Source organism: Curtobacterium sp. MCBD17_021 (assembly GCF_003234525.1).
In the GTDB taxonomy this organism is placed as follows: domain Bacteria; phylum Actinomycetota; class Actinomycetes; order Actinomycetales; family Microbacteriaceae; genus Curtobacterium.
Genome location: NZ_QKTS01000015.1, coordinates 16,635 through 40,876, shown reverse-complemented (window position 1 = coordinate 40,876; position 24,242 = coordinate 16,635). Strand labels below are relative to the sequence as shown.

Sequence of the window (24,242 nt, the reverse complement as noted above, 5' to 3'; positions counted from 1 at the left end):
GGGAGGCCCGGAGCGGGTCGGCACGCGCCTCCCGGCCGACGGGCCGGTCAGTCCCCCGGTAGCCGCACCTTCGACCCGCGCGGGTCCGCGTTGCGTGGAGGCACCGGCGCCGGTGCCACCGGTTCGGCCGGGTCCAGCGCCTCCGCCCGCGCCCCGGCGGTGCTCACCCGGCCCAGCCGATGGACGAGGGCGATCGACGGACCGAGCTGGAAGAACGCGGCCACCGGCGGCCAGACGGTCAGCATGAACATCATCCCCGTCCCGCCGAGCGCCAGCCCGGCGGCCCAGATCGCCAGCCAGGCGGGCCCGAGGAACGCGGTCCGGCTGATCGAGACCACGAGCGGGTCGACGACCCGCTCGACCGTCGCGAGCACCGCTGCGCGGTCGGCGGGGTCCAGCGGGGGCGGCTGGCGACGGAACTGCGCCTCGATCCGCTCGGTGCGCCGCCACTCGGGGTCGTCCTGCCGGTCCTCCTGCCACTCCGGTAGGCGTGACTCCGGCAGGAACACCGTCGCGACGAAACCGGCCGCCACCGCGGTGGCGAGCAGCACGACGGCCAGCCGGACCGCGCCACCGGGCACCCAGGACGCGAGCAGCTGCGTGACCACGATCGCGGTTCCGGCCGACACGGCCACCGAGAGGGCGACCACCCGCCGACGCCGCACCAGCCGACGATCGAGCAACGCCCGGCGCTGACGGCGGTACACGTCCCAGCCGGTGCGGAACGCGGAGTCGCTCATGACCCCAGCATGCCCGGGGTCAGCCGACGGTGACCGGCGCCGCCGACGGCTTCCGACGCTGCTGCATCCAGACGAAGAACCCGGCGAGCGTGAACGCGCCGTAGACGACGTACATCAGGCCCGAGGCGTAGTACCCGGCCGAGAACAGCAGGGGCACGCCGACCAGGTCGACGGCCACCCAGATGAGCCAGAACTCGACCCAGCCCTTCGCCATGCCGTAGGTGGCGAGGAGGGACCCGACGAAGATCCACGCGTCGCTCCACACCGGCTCGTACGAGCCGAGCGCCCGGAACACCGGCGTCAGCAGGGCCGTGCCGCCGACCAGCCCGACGACGAGCAGGGCCCGGGACCGCCAGGATGCCCATCGCGGCTCGAGTACCCGCGCCGTGTCGCCTGCGCGGTGCGTCCACCGGTACCAGCCGTACACGCTGACGAGGATGAACATGACCTGGCGACCGGCCTGACCGAGCAGGTTGACCGGGTTCGGGGTGTCGAACAGCGCCCCCATGAAGACCGTGAAGAGGAGGGCGTTGCCGGCGATCCCGACCGGCCAGGCCCACACCTTGCGACGCATGCCGCCGAGGGCGCTGAGCAGGCCGAACGCGTTGCCGATCACTTCACGCCACAGCACCGTCTGGTCACCGATGACGAGTTGTGCGTCGAACAACCACCGCACGAAGCCCATGAGACCCTCCTCGATCCGGTCGATGCAACTGCAACGACCCGGTACACATTCCGAGGCCGACGCGCGCGGCTGGGCCCCCTCCCCCGAACTGGGGACGATGCGGACGCATACTGCCCTGTCCGCAGTATGGGGGACCGGGTAGGTTCGACCACAGGACGACCGAGCCCGAGCTTCCCTCACTCCTGGGCAGCCGGTCGTCCTCCGGCACCGGTCAGCCGCGCCCCCTGCACGCAGGGGTCGGTGACAGCCGTCCCGTCGGGCTCTCCCGAAGTCCATGACGCCAACAGCGCTGCCCTGCGCAGGAACGGAACATCCATGCACAAGATCGTGACCGGCACCATCGCGAGCGCCGCCGGGGTCGCACTCCTCCTCGGCGGAGCGGGTTCCTTCGCCCTGTGGAACGCGCAGGCCAGCAGTGCCGCGACCGGGGTGAGCTCCGGCACCTTCAGCCTGACGGCGAACGACGACGGCGCCTGGACCGACATCACGAACGGGAGGTCCACTCCCATCGACCCGGCGGAGGTGCTCATGGTCCCGGGCAACACCTACCGCTTCACGCAGACCCTCGTGGTCGGCGCGACCGGCACGGACCTCCGCGCCCTGCTCACGTACGCGCCGCAGAGCATCACCGGTGACCAGGAGCTCATCGACGCGAGCACGCAGGACCTCGAGGTCACCTCGTCGAGTGCCGCGCTCCGCAGGACCTCCGCCACGGCCTTCGAGGTCACGCCGTCCCGAGCCCGGTCGACCGTCCAGGTCGTCTTCACCATCAGCCTGCCCGAGTCCGCGACCACCGGCCAGGGCGGCACCGTGGACGTCGGCGCGCTCGCGTTCACGCTCACCCAGACCGCCATCGGTTCCTGAGCCACCGCCCGGGAGCGGACGGCGACCCGGACACGGCGGACGGCGGGCCCCTGACCCGCCCGTCGTCCGTCACACCACGAGGACCGCGACGTCCAGGGGGACGACCATGACGAGGACCACACCGACGACGGGACGCCACCGCGCGCCCCGTCGTCGGCACCGGGTCCGGGCGCTCGGCGCCGCACTCGTCGCGACCGTGACCGTGACCGCCGCCGTGGTGAGCAGCGGGAGCACGTACGCCCTGTGGAACAGCTCCGCCGAGACCGACGCTGTCACGATCCGGTCGGGCACGGCGACCCTCGCCGTCACGGCGATGAGCGTCGGGGACGCGGCACCGCTCGCGCCGGGGACGAGCACGACGGGGACGTTCACGGTCCGGAACACCGGCACGGTCCCGCTCTCCATCCGGCTCGCGTTGACCGGGACGAAGGTCGCTTACAGCCCGTCGGTCCCGGCCGCCGCCGTGCTCGACGAGCTCACCGTGCGTCTCGCCGCGGTGGCGCGGGCTTCCGACTGCCGGGCCGGGCTCGGCGGCTACAGCGCCCGGCCGACCACGTTCGACACCGGGAGCGGCTACTACACGCTGCCGGTCGGGGTCACGGGCACGGCCTGCGTCGAGGTGGTCCTCGACGCGGACGCGCCGCAGACCGTCTCCGGTGCCGTGACCGACTTCACCCTGACGGTGACGGGGACGCAGGTGGCGGCGTGACCGCCCGCCTCCGGGTCCTGCTCGCCGTGGTGCTCGTCGCCGCGTTCGTCGGCGGCGGCTCCTCCGTCGCTTGGGCGCTGTGGACCGCGACCGGGACCACCGCGTCCAGCGTCACGAACGGCAAGGTGGTCGCGGGCATCACGGGCACCGAGGCCATCACGACGACCTTCACCGCCGCGGACCCGACTCTCACCCGCCCGGTCACCCTGCGGAACACCGGGAACATCGCGGGCACCACCGCGACGCGCGTCCTGGTGGCGGCCGGGTCCGTCGCACTCGCCCAGACCGTCGACGTCGTGGCGTGGCCCGTCCCGTCGGCCGGTGCATGCACCGCGACCGCGGTCGTCGGCAGCGGTGCCGTCCGAGGGACCTGGGCCGCACTCCCGAGCCTGGTGTCCCGCCTCGGGCCGGGCGCCGACGCCGTGTGGTGCATCCGGTCGACGATCCGGGCAGACGCACCCCCGCGGGCGACCACGGACGTGCACCTCGAGCTGACGACCGCGAACGGGAGTTGGGTGTCCGCCACCGTCTCGGGCGGGCTGTACCTCAACACGGGCACCGGCCTCCCCGCGTTCACCTGCACGGACCACGACGGCAACTACGTCGACGTGGCCTGGGCCCGGGGTACACGCTCGGACACCACCTACTACGCCGCCTACGTGGGCGAGAAGCGGGTCGGCGCGGCCGACCAGGGCTACCACGGGTCGATCCAGATCGCCCCGGTGGACCTCCCGCAGGGCACCCCCGCCGGGCCCGTGACCGTGGACGTCCGCGTCCTCGACGACGCCGGGCAGCCGACCGACGACATCGCCGGTTCCGGGCCGGTGACCCTGTTCACGCAGCAGGACGGCCCCGCCATCCGGTGCGGCGCATGACCGCGATCAGCAGCGGCACCCGGTCGGGAGGCGCGTCCCAGCCCCGCCACGCCGCCCGCCCCGCCGTCCGTCGCGTCACGACCGGGGTCCCGGCGCTCCTCCGCGCGGTCGGACTCGGTCTGAGCACCGGGCTGGTCCTGCTCGTGGCGGCGTTGGCCGTCGTACTCGTGGTGGTCCCGAAGGCCACCGGCTCGGTGCCGCTCTCCGTGCTGACGCAGTCGATGGAGCCGACCCTGCCGGCGGGGACGCTCGTCGTCGTCCGTCCGGTTTCACCCGAGGACATCCGGGTCGGGGACGTCGTCACCTACCAGCTCGTCTCCGGGCGGCCGGAGGTGGTCACCCACCGGGTCGTCGCGATCGGTGCGTCCTCGGACGGCTCCCGGACGTTCGTGTTCCGCGGCGACGCGAACGCCGAGGCCGACGCCGACCCCGTGATCCCGGCGCAGGTCCGCGGCGAGGTCTGGTACAGCGTGCCCGGGCTCGGCGCGGTCAACCAGGTGGTGAACGGGTCCCGGACCTGGCTGCTGCCGACACTCGCTGGCCTGTTTCTCGCCTACGGCGTCGTGATGATCAGCACCGGGACGGTCTCCGCCATGCGTCGGCGTCGGCGCCGGGCGGAACGTCGCCGGGCGGGCCGTGACCACGTCGCCCGCGACGGTCACACGGCGGAGACGGCCTCCCGCGCAGGGTGACCGGCCTCCGCGAGCGCGGCCTGTGCGTCCCGGAAGGACGAGTACGGCACGTGGACGCCGCGGACGTCCCGGTAGTCGGTCAACCCCGGACCGGCCCAGTACACGACACCGTCCTCCCCCACCGCGGCGAGGGCGTGGCGGATCGCCTGCGCCGGGTCCGCCAGTTCCACGACGGTCGCCGTCCCCCCGGACCGCCGGGCACCGTCCAGGACCGCGGCCCGGATGGCGTCCGGGTCCTCGAACCGCGGATGGTGGTCGGCGACGACCACGAGGTCCGCCATCGTCGCCGCCACCGCGCCCATGGGACCGCGCTTGCTCGGGTCGCGGTCGCCGTCCGCGCCGAGAACGATCGCCACCGGGCCGCTGGCGAACGCACGGATCGCCGCGAGGCTCTTCGCGAACGCGTCGGGGGTGTGCGCGAAGTCGACGAACACGCGCGGGCCCGTCACACTCGACGCGTCGGCCATCCGCCCCGGCACGACGACGTCGAGCCCGCCGTCGACCGCCGCGACGAGGTCGTCCGCGGGGACACCACCGGCACGGAGCATCGCGACCGCCAGCCCGACGTTCGCCGCCATGTGCCGGCCGAGCAAGGGCACTTCGGTGCTCACGTGCAGTCCCGGGCCGTCGATCCGGAAGCGGGTGCCGTCGGAGCGCTGCTCCAGGACCGTGACCCGCCAGTCCGCCGGGGTGCACGGGTCGCTCGTGACCGTCGCGACCGGGATCCCGCTCGCCCGGACGACGGCGCGACCGGCGGCAGAGTCGAGCGACACGACGCCGCGTCCGGCCCGGTCGGGTTGGAACAACTGCACCTTCGCGCGGAGGTAGTCGTCCATGTCCGCGTAGTCGTCGAGGTGGTCGTGGCTGAGGTTCGTGAACCCGGCGACGTCGAACCACACGCCGTCGACGCGGTGGCGCGTGAGCCCCTGTGCACTGACCTCGACCGCGGCTCCGTCGACGCGGCGTTCGCGGGCACACGCGAGGAACGCGTGGAGTTCCGTGGCCTCCGGCGTCGTCAACCGGCTCGCGACGACCTCGTCGGCGATCCGGCGTTCGGCGGTGGAGGTCATGGCGGTGGTCCATCCGAGGCGCTGCATGACCGCGTCGAGGACCGAGACGGTGGAGGTCTTGCCGTTGGTCCCGGTGACACCGAACAGCGGGAACCCGAGGTCGGCGCCGCCGGAGACCACCCGGGCGACCGCACCGAGGACCGCGCGCGGGTCCGGGACGACGAGGGTCGGCAGTCCCGCGAGCACAGCGTCGCGCGCCCCGGCGTCGTCCGTGAGGACCGCCACCGCGCCGGCAGCCCGGGCGGTCTCGACGTGCTGGGAACCGTGACCACGACGGCCGGGCACGGCGACGAAGAGCCACCCGGGGCGGAGGTCCTCGGTGGCGACCGCGGCGCCCGTGACGACGGTCCGTGCGGCAGTCCCGGTCAGCGGCCCCGCGCCGGCTGCCGCCGCGACGTCGGCCAGCGCGACCCGCCGGGGGCGCTCGGGGTCGAAGGCGTGCGGCACGATGTCCTCCTCGGCAGGAGCGGTGGTCGTCGGGGTCGACGAGCATCGATGCGACGGACGTCGTGGTGCGGTGGCCAGGGTGCCGACCGCCCGGTCACGTCGTCGGTGACGCAGCTGTCGCGACAGTCAGACTCAGACCGGACCACCAGTGAACCCCAACGAACCGAGCGCGGCCACAGCTGCTCGTACCCCGACCGCTCGACCATCCCGACGCGTCTAGGCTCTGGCGGGTGACGGACGGGGTGGAGCGGGCGCGGGTGCTGCTCACCGGGGCGGCGGACCGACTCGGTGCGGCCGGTACCCGGGACGAGGCGCTCGGGGAGTACGTCGAGCCGAAGCCCGTACTCGGGATCCGACGCGACCCGACGATCCGCTCGCTCGGCCGGGTCTGGCGCGTCGGGGCGCTGCTGCTCGGGTCCTCGCCCGAGACGGCCGGGCGGGTGTGGTCGACCGGGTCCATCACCCGGGTCACCGAGGCCGGTCGCGCGCAGTTCGTGTCCGTGTCCGCCGAGGTCCGCCGCGCCTACCGGGCAGCCGCAGCGAAGGGGCACTTCGCCCCCGGCGACACCGTGAACCACGGCGCGACGCCGATCCCCCTCGACGACTCCCTGGTCGACGGCAGCGGCACGCTGTTCGTCCGCGACGGCGCGCCGTGGGTCCGGTGGTCGGCGACCGCGGGCACTGACGTCCCGCTCGCCGACTACCTCGACGACCGCGTCGCCCTGCTCGTCGACCCGCCCCGTGGCGCGACCGACTAGCAACCGACCCCCGGACCGTCCCCGACGACACCGGGACCGCGACCGGGTCGTCGCCCAGGAGGCCACCCGCCGGACGCCCTGACGGCCGCCATCGGACGCCGGTAGGGTCGGCCACGTGGCTTCGATCAACGACGCATTCGACGACCGCTACGAGCTCCGGGAGTTCCGGCCGGAGACCGACGACCAGGGGGCACCGGACACGACGACCAGGGCGTGGATGGACGCCGTGGGCCTCGGCTTCCACGAACCGCCCGAGACGGACGAAGCAGCAGCGCGGATGGCGTCGCACTTCATGGCCGACCAGGAGACCTTCCTCGGCGTGTACGTCCGGAAGCCCGCCCCGGGGTCGGTCGACGAGACCTGGCCGGCCGGTACGTTCACGTGGTTCCGGAAGGCACTCAGCTGGGGTGACGGGACCGCGATCGACACGCAGGCGGTGTCAGCGGTGACCGTCCGCCCGACCGAGCGTCGGCGCGGGATCCTCCGGCGGATGATGACGCACGCGCTCGAGCGCGGTGTCGCCGAGGGCTACGCGATGGCGTCCCTCACGGCGTCCGAGGGCACGATCTACCGCCGCTTCGGGTTCGGCTGCGCCATCCGCGAGCGTGCGGTCCGTGTCCGCCGTGCCCGCGCGCTCCCCTTCCTCGCCGCGACCACCGGCACCGTCGCGATGGTCCCACCGCAGTGGCTCGCGGACGGTGTCGGCCAGGAGGTCTTCGCCCGGTTCCACGCCCGCACGCCGGGCTCGATGGTCCGCAACACCGGCACGTGGCCGATCGTGTTCGGCGAGATCGGCCGCGACGGCCAGAAGGCGAAGGACGTCCGCGCCGCCGTGCACCGCCCCGACGGCGCGGACGAGGTCGACGGCTACGTCACCTGGCGCGTCGTCGAGGGCAAGACCGGTGAGGACACCCGCGTCGAGGTCGTCGACCTGGTCTACGTGACCGACGAGGCCTACCTGTCGCTGTGGGAGTTCCTGCTCTCGATCGACCTGAACGACGTGGTGGTCTACGACCGCTCGCGCCTGGACGACCCGATCGTCGCCGCGATCGCCGACAACCGGGCGTTCGACGTCGACCACGAGGAGGACCACGTCTGGCTCCGCGTCCTGGACGTCGCCGCCGTGCTCGAGTCCCGCCCGTACGCGGTCGACGGCTCGCTCACGCTCGCCGTCACGGATGCGCTCGGTCACGCCTCCGGCACGTACCGGCTCGACGTCCGGGAGGCCCGCGGCACCGTCACGCGCCTGGCCGACGACGCCGACGCGGCCGGCTCCGACATCGCGCTCGACGTCGCCGACCTCGGCGCGGTGCTCATCGGATCGGTCTCGCCGCAGACCCTGGCGGCCGCCGGGCTGCTGCGCGCCGCCGACGAGACCGCCCCGACCCTGCTGCGGTCGATGCTGACCCCGCCGCGCACGCCGCACGGGATCACGTACTTCTGACGCCGGCCTGGTCCGTCGGGGCACACGCCGACGGCGGACCAGGGGGGCGACCTCCGCGACCGGCTCAGCGGTCGAAGAAGTCGCCGATCCCGGGCCACTGGAAGCCCTCGCCGAGGTTCCCGACCTGTTCGCCGAGCCCGCCGAGTGCCTGCTCACCCTGTGCGGCGACGCCCTCGACGCCACCGCCGAGGTCACCGAGCCCACCGCTCACGGTGTCGCCCAGCCCGGACGCGACGCCCTCGAAGTCGACGCCGAGGTCAGCCGCCTGCGCGAGCACCGGTCCCGCTGCTGCGCTGAGCACCGCGCCGCCCGCGACCGCCACCGCGAGTCCGCCGACCGCGAGTGCTCCGCCACCGATCGCGGTGCCGGCGAGGACCTTCCGCATCGTCCCCGGACGGCTCGTCTCACCCCGGGTCGCGGCCCTCGCCAAGCCGGCCGGGGACGCATCGGTCGACCGGTCGACCTGCGGGACCTCGGCGTTGAGTCGCTGGAGCACCTGCTGTCGCTGCTCCGGGCTCAGGCGAGCGAATGCGTCGTGGTGCGCCTGCTCCAGACGCTCGGGGTCCGCGGTCTTCAGCAGGTAGTCGTACTTGGCGATCGCCACGCGGTCGGCATCGGTCGACGGCGTCCGTCCGGATCGTTCACCGCTCGGCTGCCCGTACGGCTGCTGTCCGTACGGCTGCTGTCCGTACGGCTGCTGTCCGTACGGCTGCTGTCCGTGCGGCTGCTGCGGCTGCCGCGCGGAGTCGTGACCGCCACGGTCGTCGCCGGTCAACCTGTCCGCGGCCGTCCGGACCAGGCCGCGCCAATCGGTGCCACCCGATCGTCCGGGCTGCCGGTACTGCTGCATGCCGCCCGGCTGCTGCGGGCCGCCCTGGTTCCCGGTCCCGGGCTGGCCGGATCGCTTCTGGAGTTGCTTGTCGATGACCTTCGAGGCCATGCCGAGGATGCGGTTCAGGTTCGCCATACCTGACCTTTGCGTCCTCACATGTGCGCACACGGCGACGCGCCGGTGCGCCGGCGGTGCACTCCCCCGACATCCCCTGTGAGCGGCGACGCTGAAGGGGCGACGCCGAACCGGAAAACGTGCATCACGCCGGTCGGCTGGTCGTCGAGCGCGCAACCGCCGGAGCGCGCTCCGGGCGGACGACGAAGCCCGGAACTGCGGACACAGTTCCGGGCTTCCGTTCGCTCTCCGAGTGGAGGGCCAGGGGAAGCGCCCCGCATCGCATCCAGCGGTGCGGGGCGCTCCGGCCCACTGCGCCGCGCGCTAGCCGAGCACGCGCTCCAGGAACGGGTTGCGGAAGCGCCCCTCCGGGTCGAGGTCCCGCGCCAGCGCCGAGAACGCCGCGAGCTGCGGGTAGACCCGGTGGAGCCGCTCCGGGCTCGCGGCCGTCACCTTCCCCCAGTGCGGGCGGGGAGCGAAGGGCGCGAGGGCGTTCTCGATGAGCGGCAGCGCGACGGCCACGTCCTCGGCCTGTCGGCGGAACGTGAAGTGGAAGGCCACGGAGTCCCGCTCCGAACTCGGCGCGAGCCAGGCGTCGTCGGCTGCGATCCGACGGATCTCCGAGACGTACAGGACCGGCGCGATGGCCTCGCCGATCTCGCGGAGCGCCTGGATCGCGGGGACGGCGTCCGTGGCGGCGACCATGTACTCCGCCTGGATCTCCGCTCCGGCGGACGGCGTGAACGACGACCGGAAGTGCGGGAGCCGCTCGTGCCAGGGGCCCGGCACACCGCCCTGCTCGGTGACACCCGCGGTCTCGCTGCCCGGTACGGGGTGGACGGGCTCGGCGCCGGCGACGGCCCCGAGTGCGGCGAGGTCGATGACCGCGTCGTCCCGGTCCTCGCGCCGCTTCGTCCAGATCTGCCGGACGCCGTCGGCGGTGTACCCGGTGAACATGCTGACGCTGTAGCCGGCCGACATGATCTGCTCGAACTGCGCGTCGACGACGTCCCAACCGAGCCCGGTGTGCACCGTCTGGGCGACGCGGTAGCTCGGCTCGACGGCGAGGTGCACCGCGACGACGACGCCGAGGGCGCCGAGCGCGACCCGGTGCGCGTCGAGCCGGGGGTCGTCCGCACCGACGAGCTCGACCTCCCCCGAGGCCCGCACGATCTCGACCCCGACGACCGACTGCGCCAGCGAGGCGTTCCCGACACCCGAGCCGTGGGTGCCCGTGGCGACGGCACCGGCGACGGAGATGTGCGGCAGGGACGCGAGGTTCGCGAGCGCCCAGCCACGGGCCTCCAGGTCGACGGCCACCTGGGCGTGCGTGAGGCCGGCGGCGACGCGGGCCACGCGTCGCTCGCCGTCCACGTCGAGTTCGGGCGGGAGGCCCGTGAGCGTCACCTGCACCGCGTCGGTGTCGGCGATCGTGTTGAACGAGTGCCGGGACCCGAGCGCCGTCAGGCGCGTGGTGGTGGCGACCAGCCGCTGGAGTTCGTCGAGGCTCGTCGGTTCCGCCAGGTGGCTCGCCGAGTAGGTGACGTTCCCCGCCCAGTTGGTGCGGGTGCGGGCTGCGGTGGTGGTGTCGTCGTCGTCGATCACGTCGCTCATCGTAGGCCTCCCGACCGACTCAGAAGCCCCGGTCGAGCCGGTGCCAGGTCTGCTGCGTGCGGACCTCGTCGCGGAAGCCGCGCAGCGTGGTGTGCTCGTCGATCACCAGGAACTCGGTGCCGATCATCGTGGCGAGGTCCTCGACCACCTGGATGCCGACGGCCGTGGTCATCACGGTGTGGTGTGCGGCGCCGGCGGTGAGCCAGGCCTCGGCGGACACCGGGAACGACGGCTGCGGCTCCCAGACGGCACGGCCGACGGGCAGGTTCGGCAGCGCCGCGGTGGGCTCGACGACCTCGACGACGTTCGCGGTGAGGCGGAAGCCGTCGCGCGTGTCGGACAGTGCCGCGACCACCGCGGGTCCGGCGTCGGCGGTGAAGACCAGGCGCACCGGGTCGTCCTTGCCGCCAATGCCGAGCGGGTGGATCTCGAGCGTCGGGGTGGACGACGTCAGCGTGGGCGAGACCTCGAGCATGTGCGCGCCGAGGATCTTCTCCGCACCCGGCGTGAGGTCGTACGTGTAGTCCTCCATGAGGCTCGCGCCACCCGGGAGACCGGCGCCGGCCACGTTCATCGCGCGGACGAGCACGGCCGTCTTCCAGTCGCCCTCGGCGCCGAACCCGTAGCCGTCGGCCATGAGCCGCTGCACGGCGAGGCCGGGCAGCTGCTTGAGCGCGCCGAGGTCCTCGAAGTTCGTCGTGAACGCCGCGGACCCGTTCTCCGCCAGCAGTGCGCGCAGGCCGAGCTCGATCGCGGCACCGTCCCGCAGGGACTGGCGACGGGCGCCACCCTCCTGCAGCTCCGGGACCAGGTCGTACAGGCCGTCGTACTCGGCGACGAGCGCGTCGACGGCGGCGGTGTCGGCCGTCGCGGTCTCGACGGCCGCGACCAGGTCGTTGACGCCCCAGGTGTTGACCTGGACGCCGAGCTCGATCTCGGCCTCGGTCTTGTCACCCTCGGTGACGGCGACGTAGCGCATGTTGTCGCCGAACCGCGTCAGCTTGAGCTCGCGGATGGCGGCTGCACCGGCGGCGGCACGGGTCCAGTCGGACACGCGCTGCTGGACGCGGGGGTCGGACACGTGCCCGACGGCGGTGGCGTGTCGCACGCCCATGCGGGCCAGGGCGTAGCCGAACTCGCGGTCGCCGTGCGCGGCCTGGTTGAGGTTCATGAAGTCGAAGTCGATGTCCGCCCAGGGCAGCGCGACGTTCGCCTGCGTGTGCAGGTGCAGCAACGGCTTGGTCAGCGCGTTGAGGCCGCCGATCCACATCTTCGCCGGGCTGAACGTGTGCATCCAGGTCGTGACGCCGATGACCTTGTCGTCCGCGCTCGCCTCGATGAGCGCCCGGCGGATGCCGTCCGCGTCCTTGAGCACGGGCTTCCAGACCAGCGTCACCGGCACGTGCGGCGCGAGCTCGGCGTGCACGGCGCGGCTCTGCTCCTCGACCTGGCGGAGGGTCTCCTCGCCGTAGAGACCCTGCGAGCCGGTGAGGAACCAGACCTCGTAGCCGTCGAGGGTGGTCCGGGGGTCGACGGGGGTGTCCTGCGTCATCGCATGGCTCCTTCGGGGTTCTGTCCGTAGACGTTCTGGTATCGGTCGAACAGTCGGTCGATGTCCTCGGGCGCGATCGGCACGAGGTCACCGCCCTGCTTCGCGATGTGCACGGTGCGGGCGACGTCCTCGCACATCACGGCGGCCTTGACGGCGTCCTTCGCGTCCTTGCCGATCGTGAAGACGCCGTGGTTCTGCATGAGCACCGCACGCGACCGGTGGTCCTTGAGGGTCGCGACGATGCCCTGGCCGATCGAGTCATCCCCGATGATCGCGAAGGGCCCGACCGGGATCGGGCCGCCGAACTCGTCCGCCATCGCGGTGATCACGCACGGGATCTCCTCGGCGCGGGCGGCCCAGGCGGTGGCGTAGGTCGAGTGGGTGTGCACGACGCCGTTCACCTCGGGCATGTTCCGGTACACGAAGGCGTGCGCGGCGGTGTCGGACGACGGGCCGTGCGCGTTGCCCCACCCCTCGGCCGGGACGCCGTCGAGCGTGCAGACGACCTGGTTCTCGGGGGCGAGGTCCTCGCTGACGACACCGCTCGGCTTGATGACGAACAGGTCGGTGCCGGCGACGCGCTCGGAGACGTTGCCGCCGGTCCAGATGACCAGTCCGTAGCGGACGAGTTCGCCGTGCAGGCGGGCGACGCGCTCGCGTGCGGCGGCCACGGCCTCCTGGGTGGTGGTGTCGGTCATCGGGTCACGTCCTGTTCCTGCTGGGGGTCGGTCGGGAGGCGCGGCTCGGCCGCCGTCGTCGTCGTCACGCCGCTCGACGTGGCCGCGTCGGGCGCGACGCCGGCGGGTGTTCCCGGGACCGCGGCGGCGATCGCCTGGATCGGCAGCGCGGCGCGGAAGCGGCCGCGGTACGCGGTGAACCCGTCGACGTCGCGGTCGTCCGGCTGGACGACGTTCGTCGCGGCGGACCCGAACACCGTGGTGTCGAGGTACTCGGCGAGCGAGGTGTCGGCGGCGTGCTCGAGGTAGGCGGCGAGGACCGCGATGCCCCACGCTCCGCCCTCGCTCGCGGTGGCCTCGAGGGCGACCGGTACACGGAGGGCCGCGGCGAGCTGACGCTGCGGCAGGCCGGGCGTCCGGAAGAGCCCACCGTGGGCGGTCATCCGGTCGACGGCGACGCCCTCCCCGTGCAGCACGTCCATCCCGATCGCGAGCGTCGCGAAGGCCCCCATGAGTTCCGCGCGGACGAGGTTGCCGAGCGTGAAGCGGGCGTCGGGGGCGCGCAGGAGCAGCGGCCGACCGTCTTCGACGCCGGTCACGGGCTCCCCGGCGAGGTAGTTCACGGCGAGCAGTCCACCGGCGTCCGGCTCGGCTGCGGCCGCCTCGTCGAGCAGGGTGCGGAACACCGTGTCGGCGTCGACGGGGCTGCCGGCGGCCTCGGCGAAGCGACCGAACACCCGGGCCCAGCTGCCGATCTCGCTGGCGCCGTTGTTGCAGTGCACCATGGCGACGGCGTCCCCGGCGGGGGTGGTGACGACGTCGAGTTCTTCGTGCGGGGTGCTGAGCGGGCGTTCGAGGACGACCATCGCGAAGATGCTCGTGCCGACGCTGACGTTGCCGGTGCGCTGGGCGACCGCGTTGGTCGCGACCATGCCGGTGCCGGCGTCGCCCTCGGGCGGGCAGAGCGGTGCGCCGGGCTGCAGCGTCCCGGTCGCGTCCAACCACGCTGCGCCCTCGGCGGTGAGCGTGCCGGCGTCCTGTCCGGCGACGAGCACCTCGGGCAGCAGCGCCCGGAGGTCGGGGACGCCGATGAGGTCCTGCGCGGCGCTGAGCATGGCGGCGTCGTAGTCCTGCGTCGCCGGGTCGATCGGGAACATCCCGGAGGCGTCGCCGACCCCGAGCACGTCCCGACCGGTCAGGCGGCGGTGCACGTACCCGGCGAGCGTCGTGACGCCGTCGATGTGCGCGACGTGCTGCTCGTCGTCGAGGACGGCCTGGTACAGGTGCGCAACCGACCAGCGGAGCGGGATGTTGAAGCCGAGCGCGTCGCTGAGCGCGGCGGCGGCGGGGCCCGTCGAGGTGTTGCGCCAGGTGCGGAACGGGACGAGGAGGTCGCCCGCTGCGTCGAACGGCAGGTAGCCGTGCATCATGGCCGAGACGCCGACGGCCTTGAACGTCGTCGGGACCGAGGCGTGCTGCTCCTGCAGGTCGGCGACGAGCGCGGCGTAGGCGGCGCGCACGCCGGTCTCGACGGCTGCCAGCGGATAGGTCCAGCGACCGTCGACGAACTCGTTCTCCCACTCGTGCGAGCCGGCGGCGATGACCGTCAGGTCCTCACCCACCAGGCACGCCTTGATGCGGGTCGAACCGAGTTCGATGCCGAGGGTCGTGCGGCCGTCCGCGATCTCGCGGGTCCGGTCGTCGCTCATGGTGGCCTCCTGCTCTCGCCGTCGAGTGAGCGCTCACACCGTAGCGCGTGAGCGCTCACCCGGACAACTCGTCCGGGTGTCGTCGACGCGTGTCGCGCTACCCGACCGGCAGGAACACGCGCATCGTCGACGGACCGCGGTTGCCCCAGGTGGCGTACGGCACGAGGCGGACGGTTCCGGCCTCCTCGGTCGTGACCTCCGGACCGCCGTACGGCAGCACGCCAGCGGTCCGGACGGTGCGGGGTGCCACCCGGACGCGGACGTCGTCCGGCCCGTCGTCGAGCGGCTCGGCCCCGGGCTGGAGGACGACGTCCCCGACATCCCGACCGAGGTCGACGGACTCCAGGGCGTAGACGAGCGGTCCGCGTTCCACGGCGACCGTGCCGCGGACGGCGTCGATCCGCGGGTCCGGGGTCGTCAGCCGGGCGGTGACCGGCACGGTGAGGGTGACCCGGTCACCGACCGCGAACACCCGCTCGACGGTGACCGTGTCCGTGCCGGAAGCCCTGCGGGTGTCTTCGGGCGTCTCGAGGACGGCATCGGAGGCCCACGCCGGCACGCGGAGGCGCAGGGCGACGCAGGTCCCGGTGTCCGCGGTCGCCTCGATGGTGACCGTGCCCCCGGACGGCCAGTCGGAACGCACCCTGAACCCGACCGGGGTGCCGCCGGGCAGGGTCACGTCGACGTCGTAGTCGCCGTACTGGTGCAGCTGCAGACCGGTGTCGGTCGTGGTGGCGAACACCGACTCGACACTGGCGAGCGTCCTGGCCAGGTTCGTCGGGCAGCAGGAGACCTCGAACCACGGCGCCCGGAGGCTCGACAGCGCTCGGGCACTGAGGTCGTCCTCCGGCGGCACGCTCCCCTCGACCCGCTGGTGCAGGGTGTTGGCGTAGAAGAACGCCCGCCCGTCCTGCCGCGGCGCGACCATCACGGCGTTGTGCAGGGTCCGCTCCATGAGGTCCGCGTACTTCGACTCCCCCGTCTGGAGCAGCAGCCGCCACGACACCATGTTCGAGGCGATGGCGGCGCACGTCTCGCCGTACTCGCGGTCCGGTGGCAGCTCGAAGTCCGCGCCGAAGGCCTCGTCCTGGTGGTGCGACCCCATCGCTCCCGTCAGGTAGGTCCGCCGTGCGACCGTGTTCGTCCACTGCCGCTCGACGGCCGCGACGAGCTCCGCGTCACAGGTCTCCACCGCCACGTCCACCGCTCCCGCCGCCAGGTACATCGCCCGGACGGCATGACCGCGCCAGACCTCGGCCTCGCGCACCGGCAGGTCGTCCTGGAAGTACTCCGGGCCGAACGCGATCGGCCCGAGGCGCCCGTGCCCCCGACGGTCGACGAACAGCTGGGCGAGCCGGACGTAGCGCGGGTCGCCGACCGCCCGGCCCAGCTCCACGAGTGCCGGCTCGATCTCGGGGTGTCCGCACACCGCTTCCCGTCCGCCGTCCCCGAACACCTCGACCAGGTGGTCGGCGACGCGGACCGCCACGTCGACCAGCCGGCCACTGCCGGCGGTACGGAGGCGCGCGACGGCCGCCTGGAGGAGGTGCCCCATGCAGTAGAGCTCGTGCCCCCACTCCAGGTCCGACCACCGCGGGCGCTGCCACGGCCGGCCGAAGGCGGTGTGCAGGTAGCCGTCGTCGTCCTGGGCCGCGGCGACCCGCTCGACGAGCCGCTCGTACCGCGCGGCGAGCTCCGGGTCACCGGTCCGGCCGAGCTCCCACGCCATCGCCTCGAGGAGCTTGTACACCTCGGAGTCCACGAACTCGATGCCGGCGTGGGCGAACTCCGCTCCGCTGGCGGCACCGTCGAAGTTGCCGGCCCAGCCGATCCGCTCGATCCAGTCCTCGCAGTGCCGGAGGACGACCGCGCCGTTGCGTTCCTGCCACCCGCCCCAGTACCCGCCTGTCAGGCGGAGGGCACCGTGCGGCAGCGGGCGGAGGACGGAGGTCGAGGGCGCGACCGGGCCGGACTGTGGAGACGTCGTCGTCATGCCCCGACCGTACGCTCCCAGCGCCCGGGGTCAAGCGCTGCGCCGCACCACCAGCTCCGGCTGCAGGAGTGCCTCGTCGTGCTGCCCGCCCTCGAGCAGCGCCCGGGCCGACGCGAGCACCCGCTCCCCCATCGCCTGGAAGTCCTGTCGCACGGTGGTCAGCGGCGGGGTGAAGTGCGCCGCCTCCGGGATGTCGTCGAAGCCGACGACCGCGATGTCGTCCGGGACACGGAGGCCCTCCTCGGCGAAGGCGTGCAGGACGCCGAGCGCCATCTGGTCGTTCCCCGCGAAGACCGCGTCGACCGCCGTGACGTCGAGGGACCGCCCGGCCGCGAATCCGCTCGCGGGGGTCCAGTCGCCGTCCAGCACGACCGGGGTCAGACCGCGGGAGCGCATGGTCCGCTCGTAGGTGGCGCGCCGCACCTCGCCCTCCTGCGAGACGGCGGGTCCGGCGATGTGCACGATCCGCCGGTGGCCCCGGTCGAACAGGTGCTGCAACGCCATGGTGGTGCCGGCGGCCTGGTCGATCGCGACGGCGGAGACGGTGGCGCCACCGCTGCCGGGCACGACCAGGTCGGTGGGCACCGCGTCCCGCTGCACGGCGTTCGCGACCACGACGGGCACCGTCACGGCCATCGTCAGTGAGCCGAGGGCGTCGAGCACCCGGTTGTCGGCGGCGACGAGGACCACGGCGGCGACGTCCTGCGCGAGCAGCGTCGTGAGGGCCTCCGACAGGTCCGTCGGCCGGGGGTCGTCGGGCAGCGTCGAGAGGAGCACGTGGTACCCGGCGGTGCGCGCGGCCCGTTCGAACCCGATCGCCGTGCTCGACGGTCCGTACAGCGCGTCGCCTGCGCTGACCAGGCCGAGCGCCCGGCTCCGCCCACCGGCCAGGGCCCGGGCCGCAGCGCGGGGCCGGTAGCCGAGTTCCCCGATCGCGGTGGTCACCCGGGAGCGGAAGCCGTCCCGGACCGTCGGGTCACCGTTGATCACGCGGCTGACGGTCTGGTGCGAGACGCCCGCACGCTCGGCGACGTCGAAGATCGTCGGGGCCTTGCGGGGCCTGCCGTTCGGCGTCGCGGTCGTCGTCACCCGGTCACCGTACCGCGGCGCCAGTTCGGTGCGGCGACATCCCGATCCGGTCACGACGAGTTGACACCGTGGGACACAACCCACATGATGTGAGCGCTCACTTCGAGCATCACATCCCCAGCGGGACACAGCAGCCCCGCACCCGAGCGCGTCGACGTCGACGCGAGAGGAACAGAGGTACTTCGATGAAGAAGCGCAGGATCGTCGCGAGCGTCACCGCTCTCGGTCTCGCCCTCTCCCTGGCCGCCTGCTCTGCCGGCGGCCGCGGCGCCACCGGTTCCGACGGCGGCGACGAGAGCAACGGCAACAAGGGCGCCCTCGTCGGCGTCGCGATGCCGACCAAGGTCTCCGAGCGCTGGATCAAGGACGGCGACGCCGTCAAGAGCAGCCTCGAGAAGGCCGGCTACAAGGTCGACCTCGAGTACGCGGACAACAAGATCCCGCAGCAGGTCCAGCAGGTCAGCAACATGATCACGAAGGGCGCGAAGGTCCTCATCGTCGCGTCCATCGACGGCGGCTCGCTGTCCGACCAGCTCGACGCAGCGGCCGAGGCCGGCATCAAGGTGATCTCCTACGACCGCCTGCTGACCGGCAACGAGAACGTCGACTACTACGTCTCGTTCGACAACTACAAGGTGGGCGTCGACCAGGCGACCTCGCTCCTGACCGGCCTCGGGCTCCTCGACGAGAACGGCGAGAAGACCGACGAGAAGGGCCCCTTCAACATCGAGGTCTTCGCCGGCTCGGCCGACGACAACAACGCCACGTTCTTCTTCAACGGCGCGATGGACACCCTCAAGCCCTACCTCGAGGACGGCACCCTGACGATCGGCTCCGGCCAGGACGGCTTCACCCAGGCCGCCACCCAGCAGTGGGACCCGGCGCTCGCCAAGTCCCGCATGCAGAACCTCGTCGCGAAGTCGTACTCGGGCGGCACCACGCTCGACGGCGTGCTCTCGCCGTACGACGGCATCTCGATCGGCATCATCTCGGCGCTCCAGGGTGCCGGCTACGGTTCGGGCGACCGCCCGCTCCCGGTGATCACCGGCCAGGACGCCGAGGCCGCCTCGGTCAAGTCGATCATCAACGACCAGCAGTACTCGACCATCTACAAGGACACGCGTCAGCTCGCCGACAAGTCCGCGTCGATGGCCCAGGACCTGCTGTCGGGCAAGAAGCCCGAGGTCAACGACACCAAGACCTACGACAACAAGGCCAAGGTCGTCCCGACCTACCTGTTCCAGCCGACGATCGTCACCAAGGAGAACTACGAGAAGGTCCTCGTCGACTCCGGGTACTACACGGACGCCGACCTCAAGTAGGTCGCGACTCCTCTTCGGACAGGAGGCCCGGTGCCGGGCTGGCACCGGGCCTCCCGTTCCGTCCCCACCCACTCGCGCGCCGTCCCGGCGCCCAACGGAAGGCGGTCCCGTGGCGGACACCATCCTCGAGATGCGCGACATCACCAAGACGTTCCCCGGCGTCAAGGCCCTGCAGAACGTCTCGCTCCAGGTCGAACGGGGCCAGGTCCACGCGATCTGCGGTGAGAACGGCGCGGGCAAGTCCACGCTCATGAAGGTCCTGTCCGGTGTCTACCCGGCCGGCAGCTTCGCCGGCGAGATCCTGCTCGACGGCAAGCCCGTCTCGTTCTCGAACATCAACGACTCCGAGGACGCGGGCGTCGTCATCATCCACCAGGAGCTCGCGCTGAGCCCCTACCTGTCGATCGCCGAGAACATCTTCCTCGGCAACGAGCGCGCCAAGGGCGGCTTCATCGACTGGAACAAGACGAACCTCGAGGCCGCGACGCTCCTGAAGCGCGTCGGCCTCAAGGACAACCCGATCACCAAGATCACGGACATCGGCGTCGGCAAGCAGCAGCTCGTCGAGATCGCGAAGGCGCTGTCGAAGAAGGTGAAGCTCCTCATCCTCGACGAGCCGACCGCCGCACTGAACGACGACGACTCCGCGCACCTGCTCGAGCTCATCCGCTCGCTGCAGGCCGAGGGCATGACGGCGATCATCATCAGCCACAAGCTCAACGAGATCAAGGCGATCGCGGACAAGGTCACGATCATCCGTGACGGACAGACCATCGAGACCCTCGACATGCACGCCGGCGAGGTCTCCGAGGACCGCATCATCCGCGGCATGGTCGGGCGGGACCTCTCCAACCGGTACCCGGAGCACGAGTCGAACATCGGCGAAGAGCTCCTGCGCATCGAGGACTGGACCGTCCACCACCCGCTCGACGCCTCCCGCGAGATCATCCACCAGGCGAACCTCACCGTCCGCGCCGGTGAGATCGTCGGGATCGCCGGGCTGATGGGCGCCGGCCGCACCGAGCTCGCGATGAGCGTCTTCGGGCACTCGTACGGCACCGGGATCAGCGGCACCGTCTACAAGCGCGGGACCCCGATCAAGACGAACACGGTCACCGCCGCGATCGACAACGGCCTGGCCTACGCGACCGAGGACCGGAAGCGCTACGGCCTCAACCTCATCGACGACATCAAGCGGAACGTCTCCGGCTCGGCACTCGGCAAGCTCGCCAAGTGGGGCTTCGTGAACGGCTCCGAGGAGACCACCGTCGCGCGCCAGTTCCTCAAGAACATGAACATCAAGGCGCCGACCGTGAACGCGGTGACCGGCAAGCTCTCCGGCGGGAACCAGCAGAAGGTCGTCCTGTCGAAGTGGATGTACTCCGACCCGGACGTGCTCATCCTCGACGAGCCCACCCGCGGCATCGACGTCGGCGCGAAGTACGAGATCTACACGATCATCAACGCGCTCGCGGACCAGGGGAAGGGGATCATCGTGATCTCCTCCGAGCTGCCCGAGCTGCTCGGCATCTGCGACCGCATCTACACGCTCTCCGAGGGCACCATCACCGCCGACGTCCCGCGCTCCGAGGCGTCGCCGGAAGTCCTCATGCAGTACATGACCCAGGAACGGGAGACCCCAGTCAATGAACGCGCTTAAGTCCGCCGCCAGCTACCTCACCGGGCAGCTCCGACAGATCGGCCTGTTCATCGCGCTGATCGTCATCGTCATCTTCTTCCAGGTGACGACGAACGGCATCACGCTGGCCCCGATCAACGTCTCGAACCTGATCGTCCAGAACAGCTACATCCTGATCCTCGCGATCGGCATGGTGATGGTGATCATCGCCGGGCACATCGACCTCTCGGTCGGTTCGGTCGTCGCGTTCACGGGCGCCATGGCCGGCGTCATGATCACCCAGTGGGGCATCCCCTGGCCGGTCGCCGTCGTCCTCTGCCTCGTCCTCGGCGCCCTGGTCGGTGCGTGGCAGGGCTTCTGGATCGCCTACTTCGGGATCCCGGCGTTCATCGTGACCCTGGCGGGCATGCTCGCCTTCCGTGGTGCCGCGCAGATCGCCCTGCAGAACCAGCAGATCTCGCCCTTCCCGGACGGCTTCCGCTCGCTCGGCTCCGGCTTCCTGCCGTCCTTCGGCACCTCGGGCTACGAGCCGCTCACGATGGTCCTCGGCCTCGCCGCCGCGGCGATCCTCGTGATCACCGGCTTCCGCGGTCGTGCGACCCGTCGCAAGTACCAGCTCGAGGACGAGCCGTTCGCGTGGTTCATCACCAAGATGGCGTTCACCGTCGCGCTGGTCATCTTCATCGCGCTGCTGCTCGCCAGCTACAACGGCACCCCGATCGTCCTCGTGATCCTCGGCGTCCTGGTCATCGCGTACTCGATGGTCATGCGCAGCGCGGTCTTCGGTCGCCACATCTACGCGATCGGCGGCAACCCGCTGGCCGCACAGCTGTCGGGCGTCAAGACGAAGCGCGTCACGTTCCTGCTGTTCGTGAACATGGGTGTCATCTCGGCCCTCGCCGGCGTCGTCTTCACCGGCCAGCTCAACCTCGCCTCGCCGAGCGCGGGCAACGGGTTCGAGCTCGACGCCATCGCGGCCGTGTTCATCGGTGGTGCCGCCGTCACCGGTGGCATCGGCACGGTCCCGGGTGCGATCGTCGGTGGTCTCATCATCGGTCTGCTCAACAACGGCATGTCGATCCTCGGTGTCGGTTCCGAGTTCCAGCAGCTCATCAAGGGCCTGGTGCTCCTCGCCGCCGTCGCGTTCGACGTCTTCAACAAGCGCCGCGCCGCCTCCGCTCGGAAGTAGCAACCGCGGTTCCTCCCCGAAAGCGACAGATCTCCGTGGAAGTTCCACGGAGATCTGTCGCTTTCGCGTTCCCGTCAGGCCGGACGGCTCAGGCGGTCAGGACCGCCCAGGCGCCGGCCGGGAGGCGCAGCCCGCCCTCCGACAGATCGGCCCGGCCCGCCTCGACGCGCGTCGCGTCGGCCGCGGGCAGCACCACCGGCTCCGGCGAGAGGTTCAGGGCGGTGACCACGGCCTCCCGGTCGGTCGCGGTCCGGAGGACCAGCGCCTCGTTCGACAGGTGCACCACGTCGGTGTGCGCACGGTGCAGCCACGGGTGCCGACGCCGGAGGGCGACGAGCGCCTGGTGCGCGTGCACCAGCTCGGCTGCGGTCCCGCTCGGCTCGGTTGGCGCAGCCGGGAACGCGGGGCGGACCGCGTCGTCGCCGCCCTCGCGCTGCTCCTTGACGCCGGTCCAACCGAACTCGTCGCCCGCGTACACCGACGGCGTGCCGGCGACGGTGAAGAGCACCGCGACGGCGTGACCGACGAACCCCTCCCCCACCGCGCTCGCGATCCGGGTGACGTCGTGGTTGCCGACGAACGTGCTCGGGGCGGAGGTCGCGAGCAACTCGTCGTGCCGCTCGATCGCGTGCGCCAGTTCGAAGCAGTTCCGGTCCGCGATGCCGTGCCAGATGCCCTGCCACAGCTCGTACTGGGTGGTCGAGTCCATCGTCGACCCCCGGACGATCGCCGCGGTGTCGCCGTGGATGACCTCGCCCGAGAACCAGGCGTCCGGGAACCGCTCGCGCACGCGTGGCAGCACCCGGGCCCAGAACGCCGGCGGCACCGCGTAGGCCGCGTCGAGCCGCCAGCCGTCGATGCCACGCTCCAGCCAGTGCGTCATGACCGCGACGACGAGGTCCTCGGTCTGCTGCGACGCGTGGTCGAGTGCGACGAGGATGTCGTGCCCTTCGAACGACCCGACCGGTACCGGCTGCCCCGGCTGCCAGCCCGACCAGTCGACGGCGAACAGGCCCGCGGTGTCGGCGTCCGGTCCCGCCGTCTCGAGCTGGCGGAACGCCGGGTGCTCACGGCCGACGTGGTTGAAGACGCCGTCGAGCAGCACGCGGACCCCCCGCTCGCGCGCAGCGGCCACCAGGCGGTCGAAGTCCGCGTCGTCGCCGAGCCGCGGGTCGATCCGGAAGTGGTCGACCGTGTCGTAGCCGTGCGACGAACTCGCGAAGACCGGGCCGAGCAGCAGTCCGTTCAGGCCGAGGTCCACCACGTGGTCGAGCCAGCCCTCCAGGTGGCCGAGGCGGTGCTCGACCGCACGCTCGTCGACCGGCGTTGCCGGGCGGACCTCTGCTCCGACGAAGCCGAGCGGGTAGACGTGCCACCACATGACGTGCTCGACCCAGGCGGGCTCGCTCGGCCTCGTCGCGGCGGCGGGGTTCGGCTCGGCTGCTGTGTCCATCCATGCATGCTGCCAGGCGGCCCTGGTCAGGGCCGTGGACCGGGGTACCGCCAGCCTGGAAGCGCGTCGGTGGCCGGGACGATCATGGGCGTATGGGACGAGCCATCCGGACCGAGGACGACGCACGCCGACTCGAGGCCGCGCACGCGGAACGGACGTGCGCGTCCTGCGGACGGCGCATGCCCGACACCGCCGGCCCGGACACGAAGTGGTGCTCCGACGCGTGCCGACGCCACGGGCTCGACGACACCGACCGGACCCTCGAGCACACGATCGACGCGCTGCTCGACGCTCGCGCGCTGACCTCGAGCATCTGCCCGTCGGACGCGGCACGCGCCGTCGGCGGTGAGGACTGGCGCGACCTCATGGAACCCGCGCGTCGCGCCGCCCGGCGGATGGTCGCGCGTGGCGAGGTCGAGATCACCCAGGGCGGGAACGTCATCGACCCGTCGACCGCGAAGGGCCCGATCCGCATCCGCCGTCCGCGCTGAGGCCGTGGAGCGGCCCGGGGTACACGGCGCTCGGACCCGCCGTGAGTGACGTCGGGCACGCGTCCACGGTCAGCTGCACGCGCCGAACTCACCGCGCAGGGCCACAAGGACCAGGGCATGGGCGAAGCCCGCATGGACACCGAGAAGGCGAAGGACGCCGTCGACGGTCACTGACCGTTGCTGGACCACGACGCCCGTACCGCTCGCGGTGCGGGCGTTCGTCGTGTGGCGAGGCAGTCGAGCGGACGTGTGTACACAAAATCGGTACACATGTACTCGATTTG

At 72.0% G+C, this 24,242-nt stretch carries 22 protein-coding genes; 11 read left to right on the top strand and 11 right to left on the bottom strand.

Annotated features, from left to right (window positions below):
• Positions 1–47 precede the first annotated feature (47 nt).
• Both DEI83_RS13155 and pnuC read right to left on the bottom strand, forming a co-directional pair.
• The gene (locus DEI83_RS13155) at positions 48–740 is read right to left on the bottom strand and encodes a hypothetical protein (protein ID WP_111082402.1); all 693 of its coding nucleotides are present in this window, start codon (positions 738–740) and stop codon (positions 48–50) included.
• A 19-nt stretch (positions 741–759) separates the two neighbouring features.
• Complete coding sequence (gene pnuC, locus DEI83_RS13150; RefSeq protein WP_111082401.1) at positions 760–1,425, bottom strand: nicotinamide riboside transporter PnuC; 666 nt, start codon at positions 1,423–1,425, stop codon at positions 760–762.
• Positions 1,426–1,740: 315 nt separating this feature from the next.
• Here pnuC and DEI83_RS13145 point away from each other — a divergent pair, with 315 nt between their 5' ends.
• From DEI83_RS13145 to DEI83_RS13125, 4 genes are all read left to right on the top strand, one after another.
• The gene (locus tag DEI83_RS13145) at positions 1,741–2,289 is read left to right on the top strand and encodes an alternate-type signal peptide domain-containing protein (RefSeq protein ID WP_111082400.1); all 549 of its coding nucleotides are present in this window, start codon (positions 1,741–1,743) and stop codon (positions 2,287–2,289) included.
• 106 nt (positions 2,290–2,395) lie between these two features.
• A complete protein-coding gene (locus DEI83_RS13135) occupies positions 2,396–2,998 on the top strand; it encodes a TasA family protein (RefSeq protein ID WP_146241607.1) in 603 nt (200 codons plus the stop codon).
• The gene (locus DEI83_RS13130; RefSeq protein ID WP_111082397.1) at positions 2,995–3,873 is read left to right on the top strand and encodes a hypothetical protein; all 879 of its coding nucleotides are present in this window, start codon (positions 2,995–2,997) and stop codon (positions 3,871–3,873) included. Before DEI83_RS13135 ends, DEI83_RS13130 begins: the two co-directional genes overlap by 4 nt.
• The gene (locus tag DEI83_RS13125; RefSeq protein ID WP_111082434.1) at positions 3,870–4,565 is read left to right on the top strand and encodes a signal peptidase I; all 696 of its coding nucleotides are present in this window, start codon (positions 3,870–3,872) and stop codon (positions 4,563–4,565) included. The genes DEI83_RS13130 and DEI83_RS13125 overlap by 4 nt, the downstream gene beginning before the upstream one ends.
• Here the strand turns inward: DEI83_RS13125 and DEI83_RS13120 are convergent.
• Positions 4,532–6,082 (bottom strand): Mur ligase family protein, encoded by a 1,551-nt coding sequence (locus tag DEI83_RS13120; protein ID WP_181431225.1) that lies wholly within the window; start codon positions 6,080–6,082, stop codon positions 4,532–4,534. The two genes, DEI83_RS13125 and DEI83_RS13120, sit on opposite strands and share 34 nt — an antisense overlap.
• A 230-nt stretch (positions 6,083–6,312) precedes the next feature.
• On the opposite strand from DEI83_RS13120, the gene DEI83_RS13115 reads away from it, so the two are divergent.
• On the top strand, positions 6,313–6,840 hold the full coding sequence (locus tag DEI83_RS13115) for a hypothetical protein (RefSeq protein ID WP_111082395.1): 528 nt from the start codon (positions 6,313–6,315) through the stop codon (positions 6,838–6,840).
• A gap of 115 nt (positions 6,841–6,955) precedes the next feature.
• Positions 6,956–8,284: a GNAT family N-acetyltransferase gene (locus tag DEI83_RS13110; RefSeq protein ID WP_111082394.1), complete on the top strand. Its 1,329-nt coding sequence runs from the start codon at positions 6,956–6,958 to the stop codon at positions 8,282–8,284.
• Between the two features lie 64 nt (positions 8,285–8,348).
• Here the strand turns inward: DEI83_RS13110 and DEI83_RS13105 are convergent, their stop codons facing one another.
• The 7 genes from DEI83_RS13105 to DEI83_RS13075 form a co-directional block, all read right to left on the bottom strand.
• Positions 8,349–9,251: a cation-transporting ATPase gene (locus tag DEI83_RS13105; RefSeq protein WP_111082393.1), complete on the bottom strand. Its 903-nt coding sequence runs from the start codon at positions 9,249–9,251 to the stop codon at positions 8,349–8,351.
• Between the two features lie 303 nt (positions 9,252–9,554).
• Entirely contained in the window at positions 9,555–10,835 is a 1,281-nt protein-coding gene (locus DEI83_RS13100) for an FAD-binding protein (protein ID WP_258371204.1), read from the bottom strand.
• A 28-nt stretch (positions 10,836–10,863) separates the two neighbouring features.
• On the bottom strand, positions 10,864–12,396 hold the full coding sequence (gene araA, locus DEI83_RS13095; RefSeq protein ID WP_111082391.1) for an L-arabinose isomerase: 1,533 nt from the start codon (positions 12,394–12,396) through the stop codon (positions 10,864–10,866).
• Positions 12,393–13,094, bottom strand: a complete 702-nt coding sequence (locus tag DEI83_RS13090; protein ID WP_111082390.1) for an L-ribulose-5-phosphate 4-epimerase — start codon at positions 13,092–13,094, stop codon at positions 12,393–12,395. The genes araA and DEI83_RS13090 overlap by 4 nt, the downstream gene beginning before the upstream one ends.
• Positions 13,091–14,782 (bottom strand): xylulokinase, encoded by a 1,692-nt coding sequence (locus DEI83_RS13085; RefSeq protein WP_111082389.1) that lies wholly within the window; start codon positions 14,780–14,782, stop codon positions 13,091–13,093. Before DEI83_RS13085 ends, DEI83_RS13090 begins: the two co-directional genes overlap by 4 nt.
• A gap of 97 nt (positions 14,783–14,879) precedes the next feature.
• Positions 14,880–16,775 (bottom strand): glycoside hydrolase family 127 protein, encoded by a 1,896-nt coding sequence (locus DEI83_RS13080; protein WP_111082388.1) that lies wholly within the window; start codon positions 16,773–16,775, stop codon positions 14,880–14,882.
• Positions 16,776–16,805: 30 nt separating this feature from the next.
• A complete protein-coding gene (locus DEI83_RS13075; protein ID WP_220036800.1) occupies positions 16,806–17,864 on the bottom strand; it encodes a substrate-binding domain-containing protein in 1,059 nt (352 codons plus the stop codon).
• A gap of 185 nt (positions 17,865–18,049) precedes the next feature.
• On the opposite strand from DEI83_RS13075, the gene chvE reads away from it, so the two are divergent.
• The 3 genes from chvE (at position 18,050) to mmsB (ending at position 22,014) form a co-directional block, all read left to right on the top strand.
• Positions 18,050–19,186 carry a multiple monosaccharide ABC transporter substrate-binding protein gene (chvE, locus tag DEI83_RS13070; protein WP_111082387.1) on the top strand — a complete coding sequence of 379 codons (1,137 nt, stop codon included), beginning with the start codon at positions 18,050–18,052 and terminating at the stop codon, positions 19,184–19,186.
• Positions 19,187–19,295: 109 nt separating this feature from the next.
• Complete coding sequence (mmsA, locus tag DEI83_RS13065; RefSeq protein ID WP_111082386.1) at positions 19,296–20,846, top strand: multiple monosaccharide ABC transporter ATP-binding protein; 1,551 nt, start codon at positions 19,296–19,298, stop codon at positions 20,844–20,846.
• Positions 20,833–22,014, top strand: coding sequence for a multiple monosaccharide ABC transporter permease (gene mmsB, locus DEI83_RS13060; protein WP_111082385.1), 1,182 nt, complete (start codon positions 20,833–20,835; stop codon positions 22,012–22,014). Before mmsA ends, mmsB begins: the two co-directional genes overlap by 14 nt.
• 88 nt (positions 22,015–22,102) lie before the next feature.
• On the opposite strand, the gene DEI83_RS13055 is transcribed toward mmsB, so the two are convergent.
• Positions 22,103–23,467, bottom strand: coding sequence for an alpha-amylase family glycosyl hydrolase (locus DEI83_RS13055; RefSeq protein ID WP_111082384.1), 1,365 nt, complete (start codon positions 23,465–23,467; stop codon positions 22,103–22,105).
• A gap of 179 nt (positions 23,468–23,646) precedes the next feature.
• On the opposite strand from DEI83_RS13055, the gene DEI83_RS13050 reads away from it, so the two are divergent.
• Positions 23,647–23,958: a DUF3253 domain-containing protein gene (locus DEI83_RS13050; RefSeq protein WP_258371203.1), complete on the top strand. Its 312-nt coding sequence runs from the start codon at positions 23,647–23,649 to the stop codon at positions 23,956–23,958.
• A gap of 45 nt (positions 23,959–24,003) precedes the next feature.
• Complete coding sequence (locus tag DEI83_RS16255; RefSeq protein WP_258371202.1) at positions 24,004–24,132, top strand: hypothetical protein; 129 nt, start codon at positions 24,004–24,006, stop codon at positions 24,130–24,132.
• The last annotated feature ends 110 nt before the right edge of the window (positions 24,133–24,242 follow it).

What these genes read in the sequence shown, in the direction of transcription:
- DEI83_RS13155 (WP_111082402.1), bottom strand. Translation starts at nt 740, where the DNA reads ATGAGCGACTCCGCGTTCCGCACCGGCTGGGACGTGTACCGCCGTCAG.
- pnuC (WP_111082401.1), bottom strand. Translation starts at nt 1,425, where the DNA reads ATGGGCTTCGTGCGGTGGTTGTTCGACGCACAACTCGTCATCGGTGAC.
- DEI83_RS13145 (WP_111082400.1), top strand. Translation starts at nt 1,741, where the DNA reads ATGCACAAGATCGTGACCGGCACCATCGCGAGCGCCGCCGGGGTCGCA.
- DEI83_RS13135 (WP_146241607.1), top strand. Translation starts at nt 2,396, where the DNA reads ATGACGAGGACCACACCGACGACGGGACGCCACCGCGCGCCCCGTCGT.
- DEI83_RS13125 (WP_111082434.1), top strand. Translation starts at nt 3,870, where the DNA reads ATGACCGCGATCAGCAGCGGCACCCGGTCGGGAGGCGCGTCCCAGCCC.
- DEI83_RS13105 (WP_111082393.1), bottom strand. Translation starts at nt 9,251, where the DNA reads ATGGCGAACCTGAACCGCATCCTCGGCATGGCCTCGAAGGTCATCGAC.
- araA (WP_111082391.1), bottom strand. Translation starts at nt 12,396, where the DNA reads ATGACGCAGGACACCCCCGTCGACCCCCGGACCACCCTCGACGGCTAC.
- DEI83_RS13090 (WP_111082390.1), bottom strand. Translation starts at nt 13,094, where the DNA reads ATGACCGACACCACCACCCAGGAGGCCGTGGCCGCCGCACGCGAGCGC.
- DEI83_RS13085 (WP_111082389.1), bottom strand. Translation starts at nt 14,782, where the DNA reads ATGAGCGACGACCGGACCCGCGAGATCGCGGACGGCCGCACGACCCTC.
- DEI83_RS13080 (WP_111082388.1), bottom strand. Translation starts at nt 16,775, where the DNA reads ATGACGACGACGTCTCCACAGTCCGGCCCGGTCGCGCCCTCGACCTCC.
- chvE (WP_111082387.1), top strand. Translation starts at nt 18,050, where the DNA reads ATGAAGAAGCGCAGGATCGTCGCGAGCGTCACCGCTCTCGGTCTCGCC.
- mmsB (WP_111082385.1), top strand. Translation starts at nt 20,833, where the DNA reads ATGAACGCGCTTAAGTCCGCCGCCAGCTACCTCACCGGGCAGCTCCGA.
- DEI83_RS13055 (WP_111082384.1), bottom strand. Translation starts at nt 23,467, where the DNA reads ATGGACACAGCAGCCGAGCCGAACCCCGCCGCCGCGACGAGGCCGAGC.
- DEI83_RS13050 (WP_258371203.1), top strand. Translation starts at nt 23,647, where the DNA reads ATGCCCGACACCGCCGGCCCGGACACGAAGTGGTGCTCCGACGCGTGC.